Raw genomic sequence first — 21,028 nt, forward strand, 5'->3', positions numbered from 1 at the left:
GCTGCACGTTACAAATGTTGTAGCTGCGCTGCCGACAAATGGTTTTCGAGGTGGCAAAAAGGGGGCCAAGCCCCCTTTTTGCTTACTGAGTCAACGCCAAGGCGTCAGTTACTCAGCTGCAGCTACCGGAGCTTCTTCAACGAACTGCTCGGTACCGCCAGCAACGTGGTTGCGACCACGGATTACAGCGTCAGCCATCGAACCCATGTACAGCTGGATAGCGCGGATTGCGTCATCGTTGCCTGGGATGATGTAGTCAACGCCTTCCGGGCTGCTGTTGGTATCGACTACGCCGATAACCGGGATGCCCAGCTTGTTGGCTTCGGTGATCGCGATGCGCTCGTGATCAACGTCGATAACGAACAGTGCGTCAGGCAGACCGCCCATGTCCTTGATACCACCCAGGGAACGATCGAGCTTTTCCAGGTCGCGAGTGCGCATCAGCGCCTCTTTCTTGGTCAGCTTGGCGAAAGTACCGTCTTCGGCTTGCACTTCAAGGTCACGCAGACGCTTGATGGAAGCACGGATGGTTTTGAAGTTGGTCAGCATGCCGCCCAACCAGCGGTGATCGACGTACGGCGAACCGCAACGTGCTGCTTCTTCAGCAACGATCTTGCCAGCGGAACGCTTGGTGCCGACGAACAGAATCTTGTTTTTGCCCTGGGCCAGGCGCTCTACGAAAGTCAGAGCTTCGTTGAACATTGGCAGGGTTTTTTCAAGGTTGATGATGTGGATCTTGTTACGCGCGCCGAAAATGTATTTACCCATTTTCGGGTTCCAGTAACGGGTCTGGTGACCGAAGTGCACACCGGCCTTCAGCATATCGCGCATGTTGACTTGGGACATGATAGTTCCTTAATAAGTCGGGTTTGGCCTCCACGTATCCCAATGACCAACCAGCGGCATTCGCCTCCGGCACCCAGGTCATCGTGTCGACACGTGTGTGGATTTAAGCTTTGCGGGGTATCCCCGGAAAGCGGCGCATTTTATACCACAGAGCTTGCAAAAACGAAACCCGCAATCACATTTGCCGTCAGTCGCTTTTGCCTAAGCCTTTGAATAGAGCCAGAATGCCCCCATCCTTATAGACAGAAGCGATCGCCAGACGCTCATGGTTTCACCCTTGCGTCTGCTAGAATCGCGTTTTTTGGGCTTGTGCGAATTCTGCAACCTTTTGTCGCACACCCGTAAACCGTATTGATTTCAGCGCGTCGCGCTAGAGAGAGCCTGTATGACCGTCACCCTCAAAACCGCCGAAGATATCGCTGGCATGCGTGTTGCCGGCAAACTGGCTGCCGACGTCCTGGAAATGATTGCCGAACACGTCAAGCCCGGCGTCACCACCGAAGCGCTGGACCGCATTTGCCACGACTATATCGTCGACGTGCAAAAGGCCATCCCTGCGCCGCTGAACTACAAGGGTTTCCCCAAGTCGATCTGCACCTCGATCAACCACGTGGTGTGCCACGGGATTCCCGGCGACAAGCCGCTGAAGGACGGCGACACCCTGAACATCGACGTCACCGTCATCAAGGACGGCTACCACGGCGACACCAGCCGCATGTTCCACGTCGGCACCGTGCCGGTCTGGGCCGAGCGCCTGTCGCAAGTCACCCAGGAATGCATGTACAAGGCCATCGAGATCGTCAAGCCTGGCTGCCGCCTGGGCGACATCGGTGAAATCATCCAGAAGCACGCTGAAAAGAACGGCTTCTCGGTGGTGCGCGAGTTCTGCGGCCACGGCATCGGCAAGGTGTTCCACGAAGAGCCACAGATCCTGCACTACGGCCGCGCCGGCACCGGCATGGAGCTCAAGGCAGGCATGACCTTCACCATCGAGCCGATGATCAACCAGGGCAAGGCCGATACCAAGGTGCTGGGCGACGGCTGGACCGCCATCACCAAGGACCGCAAGCTCTCGGCGCAGTGGGAACACACCCTGCTGGTGACCGACACCGGCTACGAGATCTTCACCCTGCGTGCCGACGACACGATTCCCCGCGTTTCGGCGTAATGTTTGCACCGGTTTTCTAATAGCGACGCTGTGACCCATAGATAGAAAGGAAAACCGATCGATGCCCCAGGTGGATCCCGAACTCTTCGACCGTGGCCAGTTCCAGGCGGAACTGGCACTGAAGGCCAGCCCCATCGCCGCCTTCAAGAAGGCCATTCGTCAGGCCCGCGAGGTGCTCGACGGGCGCTTTCGTACCGGCCGCGATATCCGCCGGCTGATCGAGGACCGCGCCTGGTTCGTCGACAACATCCTGCAAAAGGCCTGGGAACAGTTCAGCTGGAGTGAAGACGCCGATATCGCCCTGGTGGCGGTCGGCGGCTACGGCCGTGGCGAACTGCACCCCTACTCCGACATCGACCTGCTGATCTTGCTGGACAGCGCCGATCACGAGATCTTTCGCGACTCCATCGAGCGTTTTCTGACGCTGTTGTGGGACATCGGCCTGGAAGTCGGCCAAAGCGTACGCTCGGTGGACGAGTGTGCCCAGGAAGCCCGCGCCGACCTGACGGTGATCACCAACCTGATGGAAAGCCGCACCATCGCCGGCCCCGAGCGCCTGCGCCAGCGCATGCTGGAAGTCACCAGCACCGCGCACATGTGGCCAAGCAAGGACTTCTTCCTGGCCAAGCGTGCCGAGCAGAAAGCCCGGCACCACAAGTACAACGACACCGAATACAACCTGGAACCCAACGTCAAAGGCTCCCCGGGCGGGCTGCGGGACATCCAGACGATTTTGTGGGTCGCCCGTCGCCAGTACGGCACCCTGAACCTGCGCGCCCTGGCCGGGGAAGGCTTCCTGGTGGAGAGCGAAAACGCCCTGCTGGCCTCCTCCCAGGAATTCCTCTGGAAAGTGCGCTACGCGCTGCACATGCTGGCCGGGCGCTCCGAAGACCGCCTGCTGTTCGACCACCAGCGCTCCATCGCCACCCTGCTGGGGTTTGAAGGCGAAGACGCGAAGACCAGCATCGAAAGCTTCATGCAGCAGTACTACCGCGTGGTGATGAGCATTGCCCAGCTCAGCGACCTGATCATCCAGCACTTCGAAGAAGTGATCCTGGCCCCGGAAGACGAAGCACCGCCGCAGCCGATCAACGCGCGCTTCCAGCTCCACGATGGCTACATCGAGGCACGCAACGACAACGTATTCAAACGCACGCCGTTCGCCATGCTGGAAATCTTCGTGTTGATGGCCCAGCAGCCGGAAATCAAGGGCGTACGCGCCGACACCATTCGCCTGCTGCGGGAAAACCGTCACCTGATCGACGACGATTTCCGCCACGACATCCGCAATACCAGCCTGTTTATCGAGCTGTTCAAGTGCAAGATCGGCATCCACCGCAACCTGCGGCGCATGAACCGCTACGGGATCCTGGGGCGCTACCTGCCGGAGTTCGGTTTTATCGTCGGGCAGATGCAGCACGACCTGTTCCACATCTACACGGTGGACGCCCACACCCTGAACCTGATCAAGCACCTGCGTAAGTTGCAGTACACCCAGGTGTCAGAGAAATTCCCGCTGGCCAGCAAGCTCATGGCGCGTCTGCCCAAGCCGGAATTGATCTACCTCGCCGGCCTGTACCACGACATCGGCAAGGGCCGGCATGGCGATCACTCGGAAATTGGCGCAGTGGACGCCGAAGCGTTCTGCCAGCGTCACCAGTTGCCGCTGTGGGACAGCCGCCTGATCGTGTGGCTGGTGCAGAACCACCTGGTGATGTCCACCACCGCCCAGCGCAAGGACTTGTCCGACCCGCAGGTGATCCACGATTTTGCCCAGGCCGTCGGCGATGAAACCCGCCTCGACTACCTGTACGTGCTCACCGTGTCCGACATCAACGCCACCAACCCGACGCTGTGGAACTCCTGGCGCGCCAGCCTGTTGCGCCAGCTCTACACCGAGACCAAGCGCGCGCTGCGTCGCGGCCTCGAGAACCCGGTGGACCGCGAAGAACAGATCCGCCGCACCCAAAGCGCGGCCCTGGATATTCTGGTGCGTGGCGGCAATGACCCGGACGACGTCGAGCAACTCTGGTCGCAACTGGGAGACGACTACTTCCTGCGCCACACCGCCGGCGACGTGGCCTGGCACAGCGACGCGATTCTGCAGCAGCCGGCCGATGGCGGGCCGCTGGTGCTGATCAAGGAAACCACCCAGCGCGAGTTCGAGGGTGGCACGCAGATCTTCATCTACGCACCCGACCAGCACGACTTCTTCGCCGTGACCGTGGCGGCGATGGACCAGCTCAACCTGAACATTCACGACGCCCGGGTCATCACCTCCAGCAGCCAGTTCACCCTCGACACCTACATCGTGCTCGACACAGAAGGCGAGTCCATCGGCGACAACCCGGAGCGGGTGAAAAAGATCCGCAAAGGCCTGACCGACGCGCTGCGCAATCCTGACGACTACCCGACCATCATCCAGCGCCGGGTGCCGCGCCAGCTCAAGCACTTTGCTTTTGCCCCCGAGGTGACCATCCACAACGACGCCCAGCGCCCGGTGACGGTGCTGGAACTCAGCGCGCCGGACCGCCCGGGCCTGCTGGCACGGATCGGCACGATATTCCTGGAGTTCGACCTGTCGTTGCAGAACGCCAAGATTGCGACCCTGGGCGAGCGGGTGGAAGACGTGTTCTTCATTACCGATGCCGACAACCAGCCGCTTTCCGACCCTGAACTGTGCCGACGCTTGCAGGAAGCCATCGTCCAGCAGTTGAGCGTCAATCAGGAGACCGGCGTCGAGATGTCACGCTTGAGCATCTGACCGACCGCCCATTTTCAGCTTCCAATGAATTGAACGAGATTTATCGATGAACAACGCCCTGAACCAGCTGCAGCCCTACCCGTTCGAGAAATTGCGCGTCCTGCTGGGCAGCGTCACGCCGAACCCGGACAAACGCCCCATCGCCCTGTCCATCGGTGAGCCGAAGCACAAATCCCCGCAGTTTGTCGCCGAGGCGCTGGCCAACAACCTGGACCAGATGGCGGTGTACCCCACCACCCTGGGCATTCCCGCCCTGCGCGAAGCCATTGGCGCCTGGTGTGAACGCCGTTTCAGCGTGCCCAAGGGCTGGCTTGACCCGGCGCGCAACATCCTGCCGGTGAACGGCACCCGTGAAGCGCTGTTCGCCTTCACCCAGACCGTGGTCAACCGCGGCGACGACGCGCTGGTGGTCAGCCCGAACCCGTTCTACCAGATCTACGAAGGGGCGGCGTTCCTCGCCGGGGCCAAGCCGCATTACCTGCCGTGCCTGGATGAAAACGGCTTCAACCCGGATTTCGACGCGGTATCGCCGGACATCTGGAAACGCTGCCAGATCCTGTTCCTGTGCTCGCCAGGCAACCCCACCGGTGCACTGATTCCCGTCGACACCCTGAAAAAGCTGATCGCCCTGGCCGACGAATACGACTTCGTGATCGCCGCCGACGAGTGCTACAGCGAGCTGTACTTCGACGAACAAACCCCGCCGCCAGGCCTGCTCAGCGCCTGCGTGGAACTGGGCCGCCAGGACTTCAAGCGTTGCGTGGTGTTCCACAGCCTGTCCAAGCGCTCCAACCTGCCGGGCCTGCGTTCGGGCTTTGTAGCCGGCGACGCCGATATCCTCAAGGGCTTCCTGCTGTACCGCACCTACCACGGTTGCGCGATGCCGGTGCAAACCCAACTGGCGAGCATTGCTGCCTGGCAGGACGAAGCCCACGTGCAGGCCAACCGTGACCTGTACCGGGAGAAGTTCGATGCGGTGCTGGCGATCCTGAAGCCGGTGCTGGACGTGCAAAACCCGGACGGCGGCTTCTACCTGTGGCCGAATGTGAAGGGCGACGATGCGGCGTTCTGCCGGGACTTGTTCGTGGAAGAACACGTGACCGTGGTACCGGGCTCGTACCTGTCGCGGGAAGTGGACGGGGTCAACCCGGGCGCCGGGCGTGTGCGCCTGGCGCTGGTCGCGCCGTTGGCGGAGTGCGTGGAAGCGGCGACGCGGATTCGCGACTTTATTACCCGCAATAAATAACTGCGCTGAATGTGGCGAGGGGGCTTGCTGTGGCGAGGGAGCTTGCTCCCGCTGGAGTGCGCAGCGCTCCCGCTTTTTTGGGGCCGCTACGCAGCCCAGCGGGAGCAAGCTCCCTCGCCACAAGCAAGCACCGCGGTGTTATTTGATATGACCCAGATTCGCCTCGCTCATATCCAGATCCGCCAACACCTCCCGTAGCACATCATCACCAATCTGATGGTGACGGCTCAGGCTATACAGTTCCAGACGCTGCGCCCGCAGGGCCTTGAGCCGCAACTTGCGCTCCAGTTGATCCATCTGCAACGCCAGCGCCTGGGCTTCGGCCGAATCGTTGAACACTTCCAGTTGATGACGATACTCCGACATCAACCGCGCCTTGAGCTCGGTGGCCAAGGCTGCCTGGGCGGCATCCTGGGGTGCAGCTTCAGCGGGTTCTTCGGCTTCCAGGGCATGGATAGCAGCCACGGCGGTCTTCTTCCAGGCATCGCGCACTTCATTGTGGCGTTTCTCATCCGGGCTCTTCTCGATGCCGCGCAACAGCAGCGGCAAAGCGATGCAGGCCGCGACCAACGACAGCAGGATCACACCAGCGGCGATGAAGATCAGCAGGTCGCGCTCGGGAAAATCCTGCCCCGGCGCAAGCAGTAACGGTACCGACATCACACCCGCCAGGGTCACGGCACCGCGTACGCCACCGACGGTCAGCAACCAGCAGGACCGCGCGGTGGGCACCAGCGTCAGCTCACTTTTCCCACGAATCCGGCGCAATAAACCCGACAGTCGCCAGATGCTTTGCACCCAGATAAACCGCAACACCACCAGCACCAGGAAAATCGCGATCACGTCCAGGCAGCGATACAACAAGGTCGGCCACAGCGTCGGCTCATGGCTGACCACCGCCTTGATGATGTCCGGCAGTTGCAGGCCCAGCAGCAGGAAGATCAAGCCGTTGAACGCAAACTCCAGCAGCGACCAGACGCTGCGGTTGAGCAACCGGGTGCTGGTCTGGCGCGGCAGCAGGTCGAGCCAGCTTTGCATCATGCCCGCAGCCACCGCCGACAGGATGCCCGAGGCGCCAAGGCGTTCGGCCAGCACGTAGGCGGCGAATGGCAGCAACAACATGAACACCACGTGCGTCGCCGGGTCGTCCCAGCCCCGGGCGATCATCCAGGCACGCAGGCGGCCGACCAGCCAGCTCAACACCACACCGACCGCCAGCCCACCCACGGCCACCAGCACAAAGGTGAGGCTCGCATCCGCCAGCGAGAACACGCCGGTCAGCGCCGCCGCCAGGGCGAACTTGAAGGTCACCAGGCCCGAGGCATCATTCATCAACGCCTCGCCCTGGAGCATGTGCATCAGTGGCGTCGGCAAGCGGTTCTGGGAAATGGCCGACACCGCCACGGCATCCGTCGGCGACAACACGGCCGCCAGGGCGAAGGCCACCGGCAGGGGAATACTCGGCAACAACCAGTGAATGAAGTAACCGGCCCCCACCACCGTAAACAGCACCAACCCCACCGCCAGCGTCAGGATCGGCCCGCGCAGGCGCCACAATTCACGCTTGGGCATGCGCCAGCCATCGGAGAACAGCAGCGGCGGCAGAAACAGGAAAAGAAACAACTCAGGGTCCAGGGCGACATGCAGCCCCAGGGTCGGCCAGGCCAGCAACGCACCGGCGGCGATCTGCACCAGTGGCAACGGCAGTGGGATCACACGCCCGACAAGGCGCGAAACGCTGACCAGCATCAGCAGGATAAGTACGGTGTAGGCGGTTTGCATAACGCGGGATTCCCAGACAATCAACTTGCAACAACACACATCAGGCAACAACTCGCCGTTGAAGTGCCATATTAGCCGCCTATGCTGCGCGATGGCCTTTGCACAAAAGTCGCACACGAGCAAAACGTAAGTGTGACGAGCGGCGCCGAAAGCCGCTGGCCATGGCATAATCCGTGACCTTTAATCTGCGTGAGCCCAAAGGGGGGCAATTCCTTGACCGCTTCAAGCAAAACGTTGCACCTTTTCGGCATCAAAGCCTGCGACACCATGAAAAAGGCGCGCACCTGGCTCGATGAGCACGCTATCCAGTATGAGTTTCATGACTACAAGACGGCCGGTATCGACCGCGAACACTTGACCCAATGGTGCAATGAGCACGGTTGGCAGGTGGTTTTGAACCGTGCGGGCACCACCTTTCGCAAACTCGAAGACGAACGCAAAGCCGATCTCGACCAAGCGAAAGCCATTGAATTGATGCTCGCGCAACCCTCGATGATCAAGCGCCCGGTGCTTGATCTCGGTGACAAAACCCTGATTGGCTTCAAGCCAGATAGCTATTCGGCGGCCCTCAAGTAGGCCAGCCCACTCCATTTTTGTAGAGGTAACAGCATGTCCAATTCCCTGTTCAGCCTGGGCTTCGGCGTCGGCACTCAGAACCGCCAAGGTGCTTGGCTGGAAGTGTTTTACGCACAACCGCTGCTCAATCCATCGGCTGAAATCATCGCGGCCATCGCGCCGATCCTCGGTTACACCGAAGGCAACCAGGCGATCACTTTCACCGTCACCCAGGCCCTGCAACTGGCTGACGCGCTCAAGGGCGTCGACGCTGCCCAAGCCGCCCTGTTGAGCCGCCTGGCTGAAAGCCACACGCCGCTGGTCGCCACCCTGCTGGCCGAAGACGCCGCACTGACCTCCACGCCTGAGGCCTACCTCAAGCTGCACCTGCTGTCCCATCGCCTGGTCAAGCCTCACGGCCTGAGCCTGGCCGGTGTGTTCCCGCAGTTGCCGAACGTGGCCTGGACCAGCCAGGGCGCAATCGACATCAATGAGCTGGCCGAGCGTCAACTGGAAGCGCGCCTGCGTGGCGACCTGCTGGAAGTGTTCTCGGTGGACAAGTTCCCGAAGATGACCGACTACGTGGTGCCGAGCGGCGTGCGTATCGCTGATGCCGCGCGCATCCGCCTGGGCGCCTACGTAGGCGAAGGCACCACCGTGATGCACGAAGGTTTCGTCAACTTCAACGCCGGTACCGAAGGCCCGGGCATGATCGAAGGCCGCGTGTCGGCTGGCGTGTTCGTCGGCAAGGGTTCGGACCTGGGCGGCGGTTGCTCCACCATGGGCACCCTGTCGGGTGGCGGCAACATCGTGATCAAGGTCGGCGAAGGCTGCCTGATCGGCGCCAACGCCGGTATCGGTATCCCGTTGGGCGACCGCAACACCGTGGAGTCGGGCCTGTACGTGACCGCCGGCACCAAGGTTGCGCTGCTGGACGAGCAGAACCAGCTGGTCAAGGTGGTCAAGGCCCGCGAGCTGGCCGGCCAACCGGACCTGCTGTTCCGCCGCAACTCCGAGACCGGTGCCGTGGAGTGCAAAACCCACAAATCGGCCATCGAACTGAACGCAGCGCTGCACGCTCACAACTAAGCAGCGACTCGATGCCACTAACGGCCCGCGCCTGACCGGTGCGGGCCGTTTATACGAGTCTTGATCACCATGCTTGTGCCCTCTCCCTGGCGCGCCGATTTTCCGGCCATCGCCACCCTGCAACGGCAAGACCAGACCTATCTGGACAACGCCGCCACCACGCAAAAACCTCAAGCCCTGCTGGACGCCATCAGCCATTACTACGCCAATGGCGCAGCCAATGTGCACCGTGCCCAGCATTTGCCGGGCGCCCATGCGACCCAGGCTTTCGAGGACAGTCGCAGCAAGGTGGCACAGTGGCTGAACGTCGGTGACGAGGGGCAAATCATCTTCACCCACGGCGCGACATCGGCGCTGAACCTCCTGGCTTATGGCCTTGAGCACCTATTCAACCCGGGCGACGAGATTGTCATCAGCGCCCTGGAGCACCACGCCAACCTGCTGCCGTGGCAGCAACTGGCCAAGCGTCGCGAGCTGGCGCTGGTGGTACTGCCGCTTGACGCTGGCGGCTTGATCGACCTGCAAGCCGCCGCCCAACTGATCGGCCCGCGCACCCGCCTGTTGGCGGTGAGCCAACTGTCCAACGTACTTGGCGCCTGGCAGCCGTTGCCGCAACTGCTGGCGCTGGCCAAGGCCCACGATGCACTGACGGTGGTCGATGGCGCCCAGGGCATCGTGCATGGTCGCCATGATATGCAGGCCCTGGGCTGCGACTTCTACGTGTTTTCCAGCCATAAACTCTACGGGCCGGACGGCGTCGGCGTGCTGTATGGCCGCACCGAAGCCCTGCATCACCTGCGCCATTGGCAGTTTGGGGGCGAGATGGTGCAGCAGGCTGATTATCAAAGCGCCAGTTTCCGCCCGGCGCCCCTCGGCTTCGAAGCCGGGACTCCGCCGATCGCCAGCGTGATCGGCCTGGGGGCAACCCTGGATTACCTGAGTTCCCTGGACCAGCAGGCGGTGACGGCTCACGAAGCAGCCCTGCACGACTACCTGTTGCGTGGCTTGCAAGCGCGCAATGGCGTGCGCTTGCTGGGGTCGCCGCACGTCGCCCTGGCCAGCTTCGTGGTGGAAGGCGTGCACAACGCCGACCTCGCCCACTTGCTGACCGAACAAGGGATTGCGGTGCGCGCCGGCCATCATTGTGCGATGCCGCTGCTCAAGCAGATGGGATTGTCGGGGGCGATTCGGGTGTCATTGGCGCTGTACAACGACTCCGATGACCTGGAGCGCTTTTTTGAAGCGCTGGATCAAGCCCTGGATATGTTGCGATGAGCTTGCCGCCGGAGGCCGTTGTCGCGCTGGAAGCGTTCCAGGCAGTCGGCAGTTGGGAGCAACGGGCCCGCCTGCTGATGCAATGGGGCGAGCGGCTGCCCGCCTTGCCGGACGAAGACAAGGTAGACGTCAACCTGGTGCAGGGCTGTGAAAGCCTGGTGTGGCTGGTGGGGCGCTTGCAGGATGGGCATTGGCAGTTTGCCGCCAGCAGCGATGCACGGCTGATACGCGGGCTGGTGGCGTTGTTGCTGGCGCGGGTCAACGGTGTGTCTGCCGCCGAACTGCAAGCCGTCGACTTGCCCGGCTGGTTTGAGCAACTGGGCCTGTCGCGGCAGTTATCGCCGTCGCGCAGCAATGGGTTGAATGCGGTGCTGCAGCGCATGCGGCATCTGAGCCTCACACAAAACTAAATGTGGGAGCGGGCTTGCTCGCGAAGGCGGCGTGTCAGTCACCGGAGATGTCGACTGATACACCGCTTTCGCGAGCAAGCCCGCTCCCACATTTTGATCTTCATTCCAGACTGAGATCTAAGGGGCCTTGACCCTGTCAGCAGGCCGGCGCACCCCGGCCACTATCTTGTCCACCGCCTTGGTCGCGGCCACCATGCCGAAGGTCGCAGTCACCATCATCACCGCGCCAAACCCGCCGGCGCAGTCCAGCTTCACGCCATCCCCGACAAAACTCTTCTGCAAACAGATGCTGCCGTCCGGCTTCGGGTAACGCAGCTGTTCGGTGGAGAACACGCAGGGCACGCTGTAGTGGCGGGTCACAGTGCGGGAGAAGCCATAGTCGCGACGCAACGTGGAGCGCACCTTCGACGCCAGCGGGTCATTGAACGTACGGTTCAAGTCACACACCTGAATCAACGTCGGATCAATCTGCCCGCCCGCGCCGCCGGTGGTGATGATCTGGATCTTGCGCCGCTTGCACCAGGCAATCAGTGCGGCCTTGGCGTTCACACTGTCGATGCAGTCGATCACACAGTCGATGTTCGGCGTGATGTACTCGGCCATCGTCTCGCGGGTCACGAAATCCGCCACCGCGTGCACGGTGCAATCCGGGTTGATGCCTTTCAGGCGCTCGGCCATGACCTCGACCTTGGCCTTGCCCACCGTGCTGTCCAGCGCATGCAGCTGACGGTTGCTGTTGCTGACGCACACATCATCGAGGTCAAACAGCGAAATCTCGCCCACGCCGCAGCGAGCGATGGCTTCCGCCGCCCACGAACCCACCCCGCCCACGCCGACGATGGCCACATGGGCCGCCTTCAGGCGCTCCAGGCCTTCAATGCCATACAAGCGGGCGACGCCGGCAAACCGTGGATCTTCTGTACTCATGACCATTACCCCAAAAACCGGCGCGCATTATAGGGCTACACAGCGACAAGTTTTAAACTACAAGCTACAAGTAAGAGAACTTACGACGAGTTGCACTGCCCAATGTCCGGTTTTTCCCGGCTTGCTGTACGGTCGGTGAAAGGCCAGTGTAGGATGCGCGCCGTTCGGCGCAGGCCGACACCTCTTTTCGTTCCACACCCTTTGGAACCCGAAATAGCCATGTCATCGCGTAAATTTGGACTCAACCTGGTGGTGGTGCTGGCAATTGCCGCGCTGTTCACCGGCTTCTGGGCGCTGATCAACCGCCCGGTCAATGCCCCTAACTGGCCCGAGCAGATCTCCGGTTTTTCGTACTCGCCGTTCCAGCAAGGCCAGTACCCACAGAAAGACCAGTATCCGACCGACGATCAAATGCGTCAGGACCTTGCGATCATGAGCAAGCTGACGGACAACATCCGTACCTACTCGGTCGACGGCACCCTGGGGGATATCCCCAAGCTGGCGGAAGAATTCGGCCTGCGGGTGACCCTGGGGATCTGGATCAGTCCGGACCTTGAGCGCAACGAGCGCGAGATCCAGCGCGCCATCGAAATCGCCAACAGCTCCCGCAGCGTAGTGCGGGTAGTGGTGGGCAACGAGGCGCTGTTCCGCGAGGAAATCACCCCGGAAGCGCTGATCGTGCTGCTGGATCGGGTACGGGCCGCCGTCAAGGTGCCCGTAACCACCTCCGAGCAATGGCACATCTGGGAACACAACCCGCAACTGGCCAAGCACGTCGACCTGATCGCCGCGCACATCCTGCCGTACTGGGAACATATCCCGGTGGACAAGGCCGGCCAGTTCGTACTCGATCGCGCACGGGACCTGAAGAAGACCTTCCCGAAAAAGCCGCTGTTGCTGTCGGAGGTTGGCTGGCCGAGCAACGGCCGGATGCGTGGCGGTGCTGACGCCTCCCCCGCCGACCAGGCGATTTACCTGCGCACGCTGGTTAACACGCTGAACCGCCAGGGCTACAACTACTTCGTGATCGAAGCGTTTGACCAGCCATGGAAAGCCAGCGACGAAGGCTCTGTAGGGGCCTATTGGGGCGTGTTCAACGCCGCACGCCAGCAGAAATTCAACTTTGATGGCCCGGTGGTCGCGATTCCGCAATGGCGAGTGCTGGCGATCGGCTCGGTGGTGCTTGCGCTGCTGTCCCTGACCCTGCTGATGATCGACGGCTCGGCCCTGCGCCAGCGCGGCCGTACGTTCCTGACCTTTATCGCGTTCCTGTGCGGGTCGGTATTGGTGTGGATCGGTTATGACTACAGTCAGCAATACAGCACCTGGTTCAGCTTGACGGTGGGCTTCCTGCTGGCACTCGGCGCCCTGGGCGTATTTATCGTGTTGCTGACCGAAGCCCATGAGCTGGCCGAAGCAGTCTGGACCCACAAACGCCGGCGTGAATTCCTGCCGGTTGAAGGGGATTCGGACTACCGCCCGAAAGTCTCGATCCACGTGCCGTGCTACAACGAGCCGCCGGAGATGGTCAAACAGACCCTCGACGCCCTGGCCGCCCTCGATTATCCGGACTACGAAGTCCTGATCATCGACAACAACACCAAGGACCCGGCCGTGTGGGAGCCGGTGCGCGACTACTGCGAAACCCTCGGCCCGCGCTTCAAGTTCTTCCACGTCTCGCCCCTGGCCGGTTTCAAGGGCGGCGCACTGAACTACCTGATCCCGCACACCGCTAAGGATGCCGAAGTGATCGCGGTGATCGACTCCGATTACTGCGTGTCGCCAAACTGGCTCAAGCACATGGTGCCGCACTTCGCCGACCCGAAAATCGCCGTGGTGCAGTCGCCACAGGATTATCGCGACCAGAACGAAAGCACCTTCAAGAAGCTCTGCTACGCGGAATACAAAGGCTTCTTCCATATCGGCATGGTCACCCGCAACGACCGTGACGCGATCATCCAGCACGGCACCATGACCATGACCCGTCGCTCGGTGCTGGAAGAGCTGGGCTGGGCCGACTGGTGCATCTGTGAGGATGCCGAGCTGGGCCTGCGGGTCTTCGAGAAGGGCCTGTCGGCGGCGTACTACCACGACAGCTACGGCAAGGGCCTGATGCCCGATACCTTTATCGACTTCAAGAAACAGCGTTTCCGCTGGGCCTACGGCGCGATCCAGATCATCAAGCGCCACACTGCGAGCCTCTTGCGCGGCAAGGACACCGAGCTGACCCGTGGCCAGCGCTACCACTTCCTCGCGGGGTGGTTGCCGTGGGTGGCCGACGGCATGAACATCTTCTTCACCGTGGGCGCCTTGTTGTGGTCGGCGGCGATGATTATCGTGCCGACGCGGGTTGACCCGCCGCTGCTGATTTTCGCGATCCCGCCACTGGCGTTGTTCGTGTTCAAGGTCGGCAAGATCATCTTCCTCTACCGTCGTGCGGTGGGTGTGAACCTGAAAGATGCGTTCTGCGCGGCACTGGCCGGGCTGGCGTTGTCGCACACCATCGCCAAGGCGGTGCTGTACGGGTTCTTCACCACCAGCATTCCGTTCTTCCGTACACCGAAGAACGCCGATAACCACGGTTTCTGGGTGGCGATCTCCGAAGCCCGGGAAGAGATGTTCATCATGCTGCTGTTGTGGGGTGCGGCACTGGGGATTTACCTGGTGCAGGGCCTGCCGAGCAATGACATGCGCTTCTGGGTGGTGATGTTGCTGGTGCAGTCGCTGCCGTATGTGGCGGCGCTGATCATGGCGTTCCTGTCGTCGCTGCCGAAACCGGCACCGAAGCAAGAGCCTGTGGCCGCTGCTTAAAATCCTGCGCAATGCACTAAACGGCGGCCTCTGGCCGCCGTTTTGCTATAAGATAACGGCCATTTTGTGAGACTTGGCCCAGGCCATTGCTTTGTGTGGGAGCGGGCTTGCTCGCGAATGCGCCGGGTCAGTTCATACATTGTTGACTGACACTCCGTATTCGCGAGCAAGCCCGCTCCCACACAAGCCCCCCTCCCACATAAGCCTTGCGCCCTGACATGCTTCTGGAGTTTTTACATGACGGCCCACGCCGACCTTTCGCCGACCCTCCAACTCGCTATCGACCTGATCCGCCGCCCGTCGGTGACGCCGGTCGACGCCGATTGCCAGAAGCTGATGATGCAGCGCCTGGGCGACGCCGGTTTTGCGCTTGAGCCGATGCGCATCGAGGATGTGGATAACTTCTGGGCCACCCACGGCAAACACGAAGGCCCGGTATTGTGCTTCGCCGGCCACACCGACGTGGTGCCGACCGGCCCGGTCAAGGCCTGGCAGAACGACCCGTTCGACGCGCTGATCGATGAAAACGGCATGCTCTGCGGCCGTGGCGCAGCCGACATGAAAGGCAGCCTGGCGGCGATGCTGGTCGCTTCCGAGCGCTTTGTGACCGACTACCCGGACCACAAGGGTTCGGTCGCATTCCTGATCACCAGTGACGAAGAAGGCCCGGCGCACCACGGCACCAAGGCCGTGATCGAACGCCTGGCAGCCCGCAAGGAGCGCCTGGACTGGTGCATCGTCGGCGAACCGTCGAGCACCACCCTGGTGGGCGACGTGGTCAAGAACGGCCGTCGCGGCTCCCTCGGCGCCACCCTGACCGTGCGCGGCGTGCAAGGCCATGTGGCCTACCCGCACCTGGCGAAGAACCCAATCCACCTGGCGGCTCCGGCCCTGGCCGAACTGGCCGCCGAGCACTGGGACGATGGCAACACCTTCTTCCCGCCTACCAGCTTCCAGATTTCCAACCTCAACTCCGGCACCGGCGCCACCAACGTGATCCCGGGCGACCTGACGGCGGTGTTCAACTTCCGCTTCTCCACCGAGTCCACCGTCGAAGGCCTGCAGCAGCGGGTCGCGGCGATTCTCGACAAGCATGGCCTGGACTGGCATGTGGAGTGGGCGCTGTCGGGCCTGCCGTTCCTCACCGAACCGGGCGCGTTGCTCGATGCGGTCTCCGCCAGCATCAAGGCCGTCACCGGTCGCGAGACCCAGGCGTCCACCAGCGGCGGCACCTCCGATGGGCGCTTCATCGCGACCCTCGGCACTCAGGTGGTGGAACTGGGCCCGGTCAACGCGACGATCCATCAGGTCAACGAGCGCATCCTCGCCAGCGACCTCGATGTGCTGACCGAAATCTACTACCAGACCCTGATCAAGTTGCTCGCCTGATGCTCGCTTGCCCCATTTGCAGCGCACCGCTACAGGAAGTGGACAACGGTGTAGCCTGCCCGGCCGGGCACCGTTTCGACCGGGCGCGCCAGGGTTACCTGAACCTGTTGCCGGTGCAGCACAAGAACAGCCGTGACCCGGGCGACAACCTGGCGATGGTGGAAGCGCGCCGCGACTTTCTCAACGCCGGGCATTACGCCCCGGTGGCCAGGCGCCTGGCCGAACTGGCCGCTGAACGCAAACCCCAGCGCTGGCTCGACATCGGTTGTGGCGAGGGTTACTACACCGCGCAGATCGCCGACGCCCTGCTGCGCGCCGATGGTTATGCCCTGGATATTTCCAGGGAAGCGGTCAAGCGCGCCTGCAAGCGCAACCCCACGGTGACCTGGTTGATCGCCAGCATGGCCCGGGTGCCGTTGGCCGATGCCAGTTGCCAGTTCCTGGCCAGCGTGTTCAGCCCGCTGGACTGGCTGGAGGCCAAGCGCCTGCTCAGCCCGGGCGGCGGCTTGATGAAAGTCGGCCCGACCCGCGGCCACCTGATGGAGCTGCGTGAGCGTTTGTACGACGAAGTGCGCGAGTACACCGACGACAAGCACCTGGCGCTGGTGCCGCAGGGCATGAGCCTGCAACACAGCGAAACCCTGGAGTTCAAGCTCAGCCTGGCCGACCCCAAGGATCGCGCCAACCTGCTGGCGATGACGCCCCACGGCTGGCGCGCGAGTGCCGAACGCCGGGCCCGGGTGATCGAAGCCGCCGAACCGCTGCTGGTCACTGTGTCGATGCGCTACGACTATTTCGTGCTTCAATAACCCATTATTTTTGTGGGCCTCGGGGCCCACACCGAATCCGCGAATGGATTTTCAAAATCCCGCAACGAGGAACATCCATGCGCCAACCTGATATCGAGATTTACCTCAAGGACGCCGACGTCGACCACAAGGCCATCGCCGCCTGGTTGGGCGCCGCCCTGGGCCCGTGCACCGACTGGGTCCAGCGCGGCCAGACCTACAAGTGCAAAGCCGGCAGCGTACCGGTCACCTGGCTGCCGAAAGCCGTAGGCAAATGGAACAGCCTGTACCTGGAAAGCGACCAGACCCCGTGGGAAGACGACATCGCCTGCGCCCGCGCAGCCTTTGCCGCGCTGAACGTCGAAGTGCGTTGCGCGCCGGGCAGCTGGGTAGAAGAAGAAGGTGAAGAAAGCGCGGATACCTGGATTCGTATCAGCGCCGACGGTGAAGAGCAGATCACCTGGAAAACAACCTGAGGGATCGTTCCCACGCTCTGCGTGGGAATGCAACCTGTGACGCTCCGCGTCACGATTAAAAGCAGACGCGGAGCGTCCAAAGAAGCATTCCCACGCAGAGCGTGGGAACGATCACGCCAAGGTTACAGGCCCACCACATCCTCAGCCTGCAAGCCCTTCTCGCCCGTCACCACTGCGTATTCCACCTGCTGGCCTTCGGCCAATGAACGATGCCCTTCACCGCGAATGGCGCGGTAGTGCACAAACACATCCTTGCCATCTTCCCGCTGGATAAAGCCATAGCCCTTGGCGTCGTTGAACCACTTCACATTGCCGGTTTCGCGCGTTGCCATCTGTTTTGCTCCCACATGCTTTTTATAAGTACGTTTATTGTTGAGTCGTCGCAGTTGAACTGCCGAGTATAAGACAGGCTCAAAAAGCTTCAACTCAAGATTACTTCGCCGCTTTTTTGCCGATTTTCGGCTAATACTGCACACTAGCGCCCCGAGCACCTGCCCGGTTTTTTTCCCCACTCAAAGCAGAAGCCGTATGACCCGTTCTCCCTTTCGCCGTCTGGTATTTGGCACCTTGCGCCGGCTGTTGTACCTCTGGGTTCGCTCAGAGACGATCAACCAGTCGTCCCTTACCTTGAACCTCGACCGCAGTCGTCCGGTGTTTTACGTCCTGCAATCTCCATCCCTCACCGAATTGGCGGTGGTTGATACCGAATGTACCAAGGCCGGCCTGCCGCGCCCGGTGCTGCCGGTGTCGGTCGGCCCGCTGATGGAGCCGGCAGCCTTCTTCTACCTGACGCCCGACCCCGACTGGCTGGGGCGCCAGGACAAGCGTGGGGCCCCACCCACCCTGACCCGCCTGGTGGATGTGCTCACCGAACACGCCGAAGAGAATGCACAGATCATTCCAGTCAGCGTGTTCTGGGGCCAGTCGCCCGACAGCGAGTCCAGCCCCTGGAAACTGCTGTTCGCCGACAGCTGGGCCGTCACCGGCCGCCTGCGCCGGCTGCTGAGCATCCTGATCCTGGGCCGCAAGACCCGGGTGCAATTCTCCGCGCCCATCAACCTGCGTGAGTTGATCGAGCACAATAAAGGCCACGAACGCACCGTGCGCATGGCCCAGCGCATCCTGCGGGTGCACTTTCGCAACCTGAAAACCGCAGTGATCGGCCCCGACCTGTCCCACCGGCGCAACCTGGTGAAGGGCCTGGTGAACATGCCACTGGTACGCCAGGCGATCCTCGACGAGGCCGAACGCGAGAAAATCACCCCCGAGAAAGCCAAGGCCCAGGCTCTGCGCTATGGCAACGAGATCGCCTCGGACTACACCTACACCGCCATCCGTTTCCTCGAAGTGGTGCTGAGCTGGTTCTGGAACAAGATCTACGACGGCATCAAGGTCAACAACATCGAAGGTGTGCAAAAGGTCGCCCAGGGCTACGAGGTGATCTATGTACCGTGCCATCGCAGCCATATCGACTACCTGCTGCTCTCCTACCTCCTGTTCAAGAATGGCTTGACCCCGCCGCACATCGCCGCCGGGATCAACCTGAACATGCCGGTGATCGGCAGCCTGTTGCGCCGTGGCGGGGCGTTTTTCATGCGCCGCACCTTCAAGGGCAACCCGCTGTACACCTCGGTGTTCAACGAATACCTGCACACCTTGTTCACCAAGGGTTTCCCGGTGGAATACTTCGTCGAAGGCGGACGCTCGCGCACCGGGCGCATGCTGCAACCGAAGACCGGGATGCTGGCGATCACCCTGCGCAGCTTCCTGCGTTCCTCGCGCATGCCCATCGTGTTCGTGCCGGTGTACATCGGCTATGAACGGGTGCTGGAAGGCCGCACTTACCTGGGCGAACTGCGCGGTGCGAGCAAGAAGAAAGAGTCGATATTCGATATTTTCAAAGTGGTCGGCGCCCTCAAGCAGCGCTTTGGCCAGGTCGCCGTGAACTTCGGCGAACCGATCAAGCTGGCTGAATTCCTCGACAGCGAACAGCCCGACTGGCGCTCCCAGGAGCTGGGCCCGAACTACAAGCCGGCGTGGCTCAACGAAACCACCAACCGCCTCGGCGAACGGGCGGCGCAACACTTGAACGAAGCGGCGGCGATCAATCCGGTGAACCTGGTGGCCCTCGCGCTGCTGTCCACCACCCGCCTGGCCCTGGACGAACAGGCGATGGCGCGCCAGCTGGATCTGTACCTGGCACTGCTGCGCAAGGTGCCCTACTCGCCCCACACCACCCTGCCGGAAGGCGACGGCCTGGCGCTGATCAAGCACGTCAAGGACATGCACCTGCTGTCGGAACAGAGCGATGCACTGGGCAAGATCCTCTACCTGGACGAGCAGAACGCCGTCCTGATGACCTACTACCGCAACAACGTGCTGCACATTTTTGCCCTGCCGGCGCTGCTGGCGAGTTTCTTCCAGAGCAGCTCGCGGATGAGCCGCGAACAGATCCTGCGCTATACCCGTGCGCTCTACCCGTACCTGCAATCGGAGCTGTTTATCCGCTGGTCCCTGGACGAACTGGATGCTGTGGTCGACCAGTGGCTGGACGCCTTCGTCGAACAAGGCCTGCTGCGTTTTGAAAACGACGTGTACCTGCGCCCGGCGCCCAGCTCACGGCAGTTTGTGCTGTTGACCCTGCTGTCCAAGAGCATCGCCCAGACCCTGCAACGCTTCTACATGGCGATCTCGCTGCTGCTCAACAGCGGCCAGAACAGCATCAGCGCCGAAGAGCTGGAAGACCTGTGCACGGTCATGGCCCAGCGCCTGTCGATCCTGCACGGCCTGAATGCCCCGGAGTTCTTCGACAAGAGCCTTTTCCGACATTTTATCCAGACCCTGCTGGAGCAAGATGTGCTGCGTCGCGACGAGGCCGGCAAACTGAGCTATCACCCGCTGCTGGGTGAGCTGGCCGAAGGTGCAGCCAAACGCGTATTGCCCGCGGAGATTCGCCTGTCAATTCGCCAGGTCGCACTGCATCGCAGCGAAGAGGCGCCAGACCAGCCTGTGGTACCCGAAGAAACACACTAGAGTGACCGAGGCGCCAGGGTGTTTCTGGCGCCGTTGACAAGGAGCTGCACCATGAAAAAAATCATCCTCCTGGGCCTGACCGCCCTGCTGGGAGCCTGCCAGACCATGAGCCCCGCGCCCAAAGCCAGCCTCGATGGCGAAGTCTTCTACCTGCAACGCATCGCCCTGCCGCCCGCCGCCACCTTGAGTGTGACCCTGCAGGATGTGTCCTTGATGGACGCCCCGGCCGTGACCCTGGCCGAGCAGAAAGGCCCGGTGAAAGGCCAGGTGCCGCTGCCCTTTCACCTGAGCTACGACCCGACCCAGGTCAAGCCTGGCCACAGTTACTCGGTGAGCGCTCGCATCGAACTGGAGGGCAAGCTACTGTTTATCACCACCGAACGGCACTCCGTGCAGTTGAACGGCCAGGACCCACAACCGCTGCGCCTGCGCGTGGATGCGGTTGCACACTGATTAAAATATCGAACAT

At 61.9% G+C, this 21,028-nt stretch carries 17 protein-coding genes; 13 read left to right on the forward strand and 4 right to left on the reverse strand.

The window, feature by feature from the left end; translation table 11 throughout:
• Positions 1 to 108 precede the first annotated feature (108 nt).
• On the reverse strand, positions 109 to 846 hold the full coding sequence (rpsB, locus tag HX821_RS27660) for a 30S ribosomal protein S2 (protein ID WP_003219330.1): 738 nt from the start codon (positions 844 to 846) through the stop codon (positions 109 to 111).
• A 385-nt stretch (positions 847 to 1,231) separates the two neighbouring features.
• Here rpsB and map point away from each other — a divergent pair, with 385 nt between their 5' ends.
• The 3 genes from map to dapC all read left to right on the forward strand — a co-directional run bounded on the left by map (position 1,232) and on the right by dapC (position 6,024).
• The gene (gene map, locus HX821_RS27665) at positions 1,232 to 2,014 is read left to right on the forward strand and encodes a type I methionyl aminopeptidase (RefSeq protein ID WP_003219332.1); all 783 of its coding nucleotides are present in this window, start codon (positions 1,232 to 1,234) and stop codon (positions 2,012 to 2,014) included.
• 61 nt (positions 2,015 to 2,075) lie between these two features.
• The gene (locus HX821_RS27670) at positions 2,076 to 4,778 is read left to right on the forward strand and encodes a [protein-PII] uridylyltransferase (RefSeq protein WP_003219334.1); all 2,703 of its coding nucleotides are present in this window, start codon (positions 2,076 to 2,078) and stop codon (positions 4,776 to 4,778) included.
• Positions 4,779 to 4,824: 46 nt separating this feature from the next.
• Positions 4,825 to 6,024, forward strand: coding sequence for a succinyldiaminopimelate transaminase (gene dapC / locus HX821_RS27675; protein ID WP_087694928.1), 1,200 nt, complete (start codon positions 4,825 to 4,827; stop codon positions 6,022 to 6,024).
• A gap of 138 nt (positions 6,025 to 6,162) precedes the next feature.
• On the opposite strand, the gene HX821_RS27680 is transcribed toward dapC, so the two are convergent.
• A complete protein-coding gene (locus tag HX821_RS27680; RefSeq protein WP_177036985.1) occupies positions 6,163 to 7,806 on the reverse strand; it encodes a Na+/H+ antiporter in 1,644 nt (547 codons plus the stop codon).
• Between the two features lie 213 nt (positions 7,807 to 8,019).
• On the opposite strand from HX821_RS27680, the gene HX821_RS27685 reads away from it, so the two are divergent.
• The 4 genes from HX821_RS27685 to HX821_RS27700 all read left to right on the forward strand — a co-directional run bounded on the left by HX821_RS27685 (position 8,020) and on the right by HX821_RS27700 (position 11,135).
• Positions 8,020 to 8,382, forward strand: coding sequence for an ArsC family reductase (locus tag HX821_RS27685; protein ID WP_003219341.1), 363 nt, complete (start codon positions 8,020 to 8,022; stop codon positions 8,380 to 8,382).
• A 33-nt stretch (positions 8,383 to 8,415) separates the two neighbouring features.
• Positions 8,416 to 9,450, forward strand: a complete 1,035-nt coding sequence (gene dapD, locus HX821_RS27690; RefSeq protein ID WP_003219342.1) for a 2,3,4,5-tetrahydropyridine-2,6-dicarboxylate N-succinyltransferase — start codon at positions 8,416 to 8,418, stop codon at positions 9,448 to 9,450.
• Between the two features lie 69 nt (positions 9,451 to 9,519).
• Positions 9,520 to 10,725 carry an aminotransferase class V-fold PLP-dependent enzyme gene (locus HX821_RS27695; RefSeq protein ID WP_008432246.1) on the forward strand — a complete coding sequence of 402 codons (1,206 nt, stop codon included), beginning with the start codon at positions 9,520 to 9,522 and terminating at the stop codon, positions 10,723 to 10,725.
• On the forward strand, positions 10,722 to 11,135 hold the full coding sequence (locus HX821_RS27700; protein ID WP_177036987.1) for a SufE family protein: 414 nt from the start codon (positions 10,722 to 10,724) through the stop codon (positions 11,133 to 11,135). Before HX821_RS27695 ends, HX821_RS27700 begins: the two co-directional genes overlap by 4 nt.
• Before the next feature lie 117 nt (positions 11,136 to 11,252).
• Here HX821_RS27700 and tcdA read toward each other — a convergent pair whose 3' ends face one another.
• A complete protein-coding gene (tcdA, locus tag HX821_RS27705) occupies positions 11,253 to 12,062 on the reverse strand; it encodes a tRNA cyclic N6-threonylcarbamoyladenosine(37) synthase TcdA (protein ID WP_003219345.1) in 810 nt (269 codons plus the stop codon).
• A 219-nt stretch (positions 12,063 to 12,281) separates the two neighbouring features.
• On the opposite strand from tcdA, the gene HX821_RS27710 reads away from it, so the two are divergent.
• The 4 genes from HX821_RS27710 to HX821_RS27725 all read left to right on the forward strand — a co-directional run bounded on the left by HX821_RS27710 (position 12,282) and on the right by HX821_RS27725 (position 17,526).
• Positions 12,282 to 14,873, forward strand: coding sequence for a glycosyltransferase (locus HX821_RS27710; protein ID WP_003219347.1), 2,592 nt, complete (start codon positions 12,282 to 12,284; stop codon positions 14,871 to 14,873).
• 237 nt (positions 14,874 to 15,110) lie between these two features.
• The gene (gene dapE / locus HX821_RS27715) at positions 15,111 to 16,262 is read left to right on the forward strand and encodes a succinyl-diaminopimelate desuccinylase (RefSeq protein ID WP_008430488.1); all 1,152 of its coding nucleotides are present in this window, start codon (positions 15,111 to 15,113) and stop codon (positions 16,260 to 16,262) included.
• Positions 16,262 to 17,071, forward strand: a complete 810-nt coding sequence (locus HX821_RS27720) for a putative RNA methyltransferase (protein WP_102368224.1) — start codon at positions 16,262 to 16,264, stop codon at positions 17,069 to 17,071. The genes dapE and HX821_RS27720 overlap by 1 nt, the downstream gene beginning before the upstream one ends.
• Before the next feature lie 77 nt (positions 17,072 to 17,148).
• Positions 17,149 to 17,526: a hypothetical protein gene (locus tag HX821_RS27725; RefSeq protein ID WP_008430491.1), complete on the forward strand. Its 378-nt coding sequence runs from the start codon at positions 17,149 to 17,151 to the stop codon at positions 17,524 to 17,526.
• Between the two features lie 122 nt (positions 17,527 to 17,648).
• Here the strand turns inward: HX821_RS27725 and HX821_RS27730 are convergent, their stop codons facing one another.
• Positions 17,649 to 17,858 (reverse strand): cold-shock protein, encoded by a 210-nt coding sequence (locus HX821_RS27730; protein ID WP_003219353.1) that lies wholly within the window; start codon positions 17,856 to 17,858, stop codon positions 17,649 to 17,651.
• Positions 17,859 to 18,054: 196 nt separating this feature from the next.
• Between HX821_RS27730 and plsB the strand changes: the two genes are divergently transcribed.
• Both plsB and HX821_RS27740 read left to right on the forward strand, forming a co-directional pair.
• Positions 18,055 to 20,559 (forward strand): glycerol-3-phosphate 1-O-acyltransferase PlsB, encoded by a 2,505-nt coding sequence (gene plsB / locus HX821_RS27735; RefSeq protein WP_177036989.1) that lies wholly within the window; start codon positions 18,055 to 18,057, stop codon positions 20,557 to 20,559.
• Positions 20,560 to 20,610: 51 nt separating this feature from the next.
• The gene (locus HX821_RS27740; RefSeq protein WP_003219355.1) at positions 20,611 to 21,012 is read left to right on the forward strand and encodes a YbaY family lipoprotein; all 402 of its coding nucleotides are present in this window, start codon (positions 20,611 to 20,613) and stop codon (positions 21,010 to 21,012) included.
• Positions 21,013 to 21,028 lie beyond the last annotated feature (16 nt).

Source organism: Pseudomonas sp. B6001 (assembly GCF_013386015.1).
GTDB lineage: Bacteria > Pseudomonadota > Gammaproteobacteria > Pseudomonadales > Pseudomonadaceae > Aquipseudomonas.